Raw genomic sequence first — 6,196 nt, 5'->3', positions numbered from 1 at the left:
AAACGTCATATTACTTATATGAAGAAGAATGGCTTATTGGCGTAAGTCATTCTTTTTTTATGCGTTCTTATATTAACAGTTTAATTTTATCATGGTAATATAAAAAAAAAAAGGTCTCATTTTTTTTCAGCTTGTATTATAGGGTACGTAGTACCTGTATCTAAAAGGAGGTTTTTGATTATGGATTCTAAGAAACTTTGGTTAAAACTTAGTGGTAGTCTTACTTTTTATTTGAAGACTTATGATAGAGAAAAGAGTAATGAAGAATTATTAAAGGATTACTTACATTATTCTTTGCATGAGGAAGATGGAACTTATCAGTATTTGGATAAGCAAACATTTGAATTTATAGATTTAGATGATGAACTTGTAGAGAAAACAAAGAAGGCATTTATAGAAAGATTAGAAAAAAGGAGATTAAAAGAGCCAAAAGAAGAAGTTAAGGAACAATCTCCAATAAAAAACAATGTAGTAAACTTTGTAAATTATAAAAAATGATACTAAAAAAGTGCGTTTTGAAGGAAATGCACTTTTTTAATACAATAAATACTATTAATACAGTTTTTATTAAGGCGGTGATTATTTGGATAAAAATAAATTTAATAAACTAGAAGCAATGGATCAGGTAGAATTTATAAATAAAGAGTTAAAAAATAAATCATTAACAAAAATAAGTGAAGAATTAAAAATATCAAGAAAGACAATAAGAAATAGATTTGAAAAAATAGGATATATTTACGATAAACAAAGTAATAAATATAGGCTAGAAACAAATAAAGAGGATGAAGAAGATTTTAATAATACAATTAATACAAAATTACTACTAGAAAGAATGAATAGCTTAGAAAGGCAAATAAAGACTTTAGAAGAAGAAGTTAAATCAATAAAAGAGAGACCAAAAATAAAAGAGTACAAAGAAATAGATATAAAAATATTAGATGGAGAAACAGTATCAAGATGTTATAGGTTAAACAAAGAAATTCAAAAAGAATTTAGTAGCTTTTGTAAGCAAAATTCTAGCTATAAAGTTCAAGATATATTAGCGGCAGCTCTAATTGAATACATGGATAAATGTAAATAATAAAATTAAGTAAAATACATAATAAATACAATTAATACAAATATAAATAAAGTTAAAATTAAAATAAATTTATTTATATAGAATTTGGAAAAGTTTAAAAAATAAAGTTTCATGGAAAACGAGAAAACAAAAAAAGAGTGTACCTCATGAAAGTAAGAGATTTCAATGGATACACTCTTTTTTATTTCAACTATTCCCTAAACCTCAATTTTAAGAATACTTAATTTAATTTACTTTGAATTTTTTCTGAATCTAGTTATTAAAATTACTAACTGGGTAGGTGATAATGGTTTAAAATAACACCACTATAATTTAAATGAGACCATATAAGCTAATAAATATGAGATAAGGTTTCCTAAAAAACTAATATATAGATTAAAATCATAACCTAATATCCTAACATTGGTCTTTGTGTAAAATCTAAATGCAAATGGAATTCCATCATGTAAGTAAAATTAAAATACTTATTATGTTTTTTTACATACCCGAGTTATATGCAATAATATATACCATCGTAATTGTTATACATGCGGTTGCTATTAAGCAATAATGAACTACCATATGTATTTTTTTATTTACTATCCAATATACTCCTGATAAAAAGCAATATATTAAAAATACACCTGCTATCATTATAGGAATATTATATGGGTAATCATAAACTGTTACCATTATAGATGTATTGTGTTCAACAAGCCAATCAGGTACTAATAAAAAAGATATAGCTACAATTCCTGTTATAATCCAATCTAGTGTCTTCCAATCCTTATACTTACTCATTTCTAAATTCACTCCATTCAAGTTAGTTTATTCGACCTGGGGCATATGCTGATTTAAAACAAAGTGGTAACCCGTATGGGTCTACAATTCCATCTTTTTTGTTCATTACTGGTAAAGATCCAGTACCATACCAATAGGCACAATATACTAATTTAGAACAATATGCTGTTTTCATATTATATAAATCTGAAGAAACTTTATAATTTATATGAACATTTTTTTGTTTACCTCCATTAGTTGAATAATAATGTCTATCTGCATAACTTCCAACTTGTTTTGCTAATGACGTATTTTTTATTCTATATACATATATCCATCCACTTTTATAATCATTAAACCACGCACTTGCAGAACTCTGACGATTATTATCGGTCATACTTCTTCCATTTCTTCCTCCAGGCATATCTAAAACATACTCATTACCATTTGCGATACCTGCATGTCCTATAATCCCAGATGAGCTCGTTGCATTTGTAATTAATATGTCTCCTGATTGGATATAAGGTTTTGCACTCCTCTTTTGTCTTGTTGAGGCTGGAGGTATTACTATCGTATCAAATACTTCTGGATCCATTTTTGGGAATTGTCCATAATTATTTGACTCTAACCATTTCTCATATGAAATATCTTCTAATATACCTTCTTTTATTGCAGTATCATAGTTTTCTCTGTAACCTTTTTCTTGATTTTCCCAACTACTTTCACTAACTTCAGATGAATCTATAGATCCACTTTCTATTCCTTTTTGATATAAAACATTTGTTTTTTGCGAATTTTCAGTATTAACTTCTTGTGAATTTTCAGCATTAACTATAATTGGTGAAATAATTAAAAGTAGTAAGCTTAAAGTCATTCCTAAAAATTTTTTTTGAAATTTATCCAACTTGTAAATCCCCCTTAGAGTATATTTTGTTTGTTACTTTACCTTTGAGTTAAAATAATATCATAGTTTTCTTTTTAAATCTCCATAATTTGGTAAAAATTTCTTAAAAAGTGTAATTTTTACCAAATTATGGAGATTTAAATAACGGGTAGCTATGGGGTAGATTCAAAAAAAAAATAAGGCAATTAAGCCTTATTTTTTTCTATAAAATTTTCCAACCATAATTTAGATTTTTCATTATTTATAAAATGATTTTTAAATTCATTTGCCAATTCAATAGAGTTAACCCCCATACTATCAAAAATAGCGCCAATTTCAATTAATCTTTTAGTTCTAGTTTTACGCTCTTTTTCTTTTTCTTTTAGAATTAAAGATTGTTTTTGAGCTTTTAATTGTTTTATTTTTTCTTCAATATCATTTAATTTTTTATTTTCATTCAAAATAAAAACCTCCTAATTTTATTTACTTAAATAAAATTATAGTATTGAAAAATATATTTTTCAATACTATAATCAAAAGATAGGGTATAGTATTGAAAATAGTAGATAGGGTAATCAAAGTCTAATCCAAAGGCGCACTTATACACCATGAATGGTGTGTACGCTCTTGCAGAGTGCTTTTAAAAGATAAAAAATATAAATAATAAAATACAATTAATACAAAAGTATTAATTTGTAAAAAGGAGGAATATATATTGGCAATATATCATCTATCTACAAAGATAATAAGTAGGTCAAAAGGTAAATCTTCAGTAGCATCAATTGCATATAGAAGTGGTGAAAAATTATACAACAAAAGAGATGGATTAACACATGATTATACCAAAAGAAAAGATGTAATATATAAAGAAATATTTAAACCAATTAATGCTCCTAATTGGGTATTAGATAGAGAACGATTATGGAATGAAGTTGAGCAAATAGAAAAGAGTAAAAATAGTCAGCTAGCAAGAGAAATAGATATAGCTTTACCGATGGAGCTTAATGAAAAAGAACACATAGAATTATTAAGAGCATATGTTATAGATAATTTTTCAAGTAATGGAATGGTAGCTGATGCAGTTATTCATGATAAAAGAGATGGAAATCCACATACGCATATAATGCTAACAATGAGACCATTTGATGAAAATGGAGATTGGGGAGCAAAAGCCAAGAAGGAATATATTTTAGATAAAGATGGAAATAAAACCTATAGTCAAAATGGAAATGCAAAATCTAGGAAAATAGAAAGTACAAATTGGAATAAAAAAGAAACTCTAGAAAATTGGAGAGAGCAATGGATGATATATGCTAATAAAGCTTTAGAAAAGGCAAATAGAAAAGAAAGGATAGATAATAGGAGCTATGAAGATAGAGGAATAGAAAGAGTTCCTACAATGCATGAAGGTCCGACTGTAAGAGCAATGGAAGAGAAAGGAATAAAAACAGAAATAGGAGATAAAAACAGAAAAATTAATGAAGAAAATCAAAAAATAGGTTTATTAGAAAATCAAATTAAAATATATGAAGAGATGAAGGAATTGGAAAATGAGCGAGTTAAAGATGATGGAGCTAGAAATCGAGATATTGAGTATGAGAAAGGAATTAATGAAAGTACAGAGCGAATCAGAGGACTTGATAGTAGGAATGGACTTGAAGTACGAAAGAGAAGTGAAGAACTTAAAAAAATCACTAGAGATAAAAGAGAACAAGATAGAGCAATTAGAGAAGAACTTAGAAAACACAATGAATACATGGAAAGAAGAAAAATGGAGATTGAAAGACAGTTTGATAGAGAGCAAGGATCAGAACAGAGAGTTAACCGAATTGGTAGAAACAATGATGGAGGGCATGAACTTTAAAAAAGAAAAAGAGGGTTTTAAAAATAAAAAATTAGTAGTAGCACTTGCTATTGCAGCCCTAGTTGGGATTAGTGCAATAGTAGGCATAAAACATGATATAAGTAGAGTAAAAGATAAAATAATTAAAATACATGGATATAGCCTATCTTTTAATTATAAAAATTTAGATGAAAATATCGAAAAGATATAGATTATAGCTAGGATTTGATATAACTGTAAAAAAAGGAAGAAAGTGTATGATATAATAATTGTGTTATTTGTAATTGGGGGAGGTGAATAAATGGGACAAGCGCTACGAAAAGTAGATGAATCCAATGAAGAGAGTTTAATGTATATAAATGCAATACATGGAAATAGCAAAGGTTGGATAACTAAAGCTGAAATAAATGGGGGAGCATTTAAACAATGGCATTATAAGTTTAATCAGTTACTAGATATAGACTTTTCAAAAGAAAATACATATTTATCTTTAAATACCTTTTATAAGACTTATAGACGTATAGAAAATTTAAAAGAATTAAATTGTATTCATATGGATCTTGATACATATAAAACTAAATTTAGTAAAACACAAATACTTATGAATTTAGATCATAATTACTTTGGAAAAACCATTCCAATACCGAATTTAATAATTGATAGTGGCAGAGGACTGTACTTAATATGGCTAATAGAGCCAGTTCCATACAAGGCATTACCTCTATGGAAGGCAGTAGAAGAATATATATATAGTCAGTTAAAAGAATTTGGAGCCGATAGGATGGCATTAGACCCGACAAGGGTATTAAGAGTTCCAGGAAGTATAAATTCAAAGAGTAATACAATGGTTAAAACATTAGAAACAAATGAGTACATTCATAAATTAAGAGAAATTCAAACAGAGTATTTACCAGATATACCAAAACATGAAAAAAATAAGAGTTTAGCTCCTAAGAAAAAAGGTAGACCTAAAAAAGTAGTTTATATGTTTAACGAAAGGTCATTATACTTAGCTAGAATAACTGACTTAGTAAAGTTATGTGAGTTAAGAAACTATGATTTAGAAGGCGAAAGAGAAATGATATTATTTTTATATAGATATTATTTAAATTATTTCTTTGAAGATGAACAAAAGGCGTTAGGAGATACTTTAGAACTTAATGGAATGTTTGTTAAGCCATTGCCAACGAAAGAGGCTACAAAGGCAACAGAGAGCGCAAAAAAGGTATATAAAGAGAAGAGTAAAGATTATAAATACAAAAATGAAACATTAATAGAACTTTTACAAATAGCAGAAGATGAAGAAAAGTATATGGTCACAATTATTTCTAAAAAAGAAGTTAAAAGAAGAAATAATGAATACAATAAAAATAAATATAAAGAGAAATTAAAAAAAGAAGGTAAGATGACAAAACAAGAAGAACTGAAGGTTTTAAGGCAAAAAATAAAAGTCCTTAGAGAAAAAGGACTTAAAAATAAGGAAGTATCAGAGGCATTAGATATCCCTTTAAAAACTTTGAAACGTCATATTACTTATATGAAGAAGAATGGCTTATTGGCGTAAGTCATTCTTTTTTTATGCGTTCTTATATTAACAGTTTAATTTTATCATGGTAATATAAAAAAAAAA

At 27.0% G+C, this 6,196-nt stretch carries 8 protein-coding genes; 5 read left to right on the top strand and 3 right to left on the bottom strand.

Translation table 11 applies throughout. The annotated features are described in order from the left end of the window. The first annotated feature begins 180 nt into the window (after positions 1 to 180). Positions 181 to 498, top strand: coding sequence for a hypothetical protein (locus QOZ84_RS16260; RefSeq protein ID WP_284133947.1), 318 nt, complete (start codon positions 181 to 183; stop codon positions 496 to 498). 85 nt (positions 499 to 583) lie between these two features. Further along, on the top strand, positions 584 to 1,081 hold the full coding sequence (locus QOZ84_RS16255) for a hypothetical protein (protein WP_284133946.1): 498 nt from the start codon (positions 584 to 586) through the stop codon (positions 1,079 to 1,081). 477 nt (positions 1,082 to 1,558) lie between these two features. On the opposite strand, the gene QOZ84_RS16250 is transcribed toward QOZ84_RS16255, so the two are convergent. The 3 genes from QOZ84_RS16250 to QOZ84_RS16240 form a co-directional block, all read right to left on the bottom strand. Next, positions 1,559 to 1,861 (bottom strand): hypothetical protein, encoded by a 303-nt coding sequence (locus QOZ84_RS16250; protein ID WP_284133945.1) that lies wholly within the window; start codon positions 1,859 to 1,861, stop codon positions 1,559 to 1,561. 22 nt (positions 1,862 to 1,883) lie between these two features. Next, a complete protein-coding gene (locus tag QOZ84_RS16245; protein WP_284133944.1) occupies positions 1,884 to 2,744 on the bottom strand; it encodes a hypothetical protein in 861 nt (286 codons plus the stop codon). A gap of 185 nt (positions 2,745 to 2,929) precedes the next feature. Then, positions 2,930 to 3,184 carry a hypothetical protein gene (locus tag QOZ84_RS16240; protein WP_284133943.1) on the bottom strand — a complete coding sequence of 85 codons (255 nt, stop codon included), beginning with the start codon at positions 3,182 to 3,184 and terminating at the stop codon, positions 2,930 to 2,932. Positions 3,185 to 3,438: 254 nt separating this feature from the next. On the opposite strand from QOZ84_RS16240, the gene mobQ reads away from it, so the two are divergent. The 3 genes from mobQ to QOZ84_RS16225 all read left to right on the top strand — a co-directional run bounded on the left by mobQ (position 3,439) and on the right by QOZ84_RS16225 (position 6,130). Continuing rightward, positions 3,439 to 4,587 (top strand): MobQ family relaxase, encoded by a 1,149-nt coding sequence (gene mobQ, locus QOZ84_RS16235; protein ID WP_284133942.1) that lies wholly within the window; start codon positions 3,439 to 3,441, stop codon positions 4,585 to 4,587. After that, positions 4,577 to 4,777 (top strand): hypothetical protein, encoded by a 201-nt coding sequence (locus tag QOZ84_RS16230; RefSeq protein ID WP_284133941.1) that lies wholly within the window; start codon positions 4,577 to 4,579, stop codon positions 4,775 to 4,777. Before mobQ ends, QOZ84_RS16230 begins: the two co-directional genes overlap by 11 nt. Positions 4,778 to 4,867: 90 nt before the next feature. After that, a complete protein-coding gene (locus tag QOZ84_RS16225) occupies positions 4,868 to 6,130 on the top strand; it encodes a DNA-binding response regulator (protein ID WP_284133940.1) in 1,263 nt (420 codons plus the stop codon). The last annotated feature ends 66 nt before the right edge of the window (positions 6,131 to 6,196 follow it).

Origin of the sequence: Romboutsia sedimentorum, from assembly GCF_030131845.1 — a bacterium.
In the GTDB taxonomy this organism is placed as follows: Bacteria; Bacillota; Clostridia; order Peptostreptococcales; family Peptostreptococcaceae; genus Romboutsia_D; species Romboutsia_D sedimentorum.
This window is presented reverse-complemented; position numbering and strand designations above follow the sequence as displayed.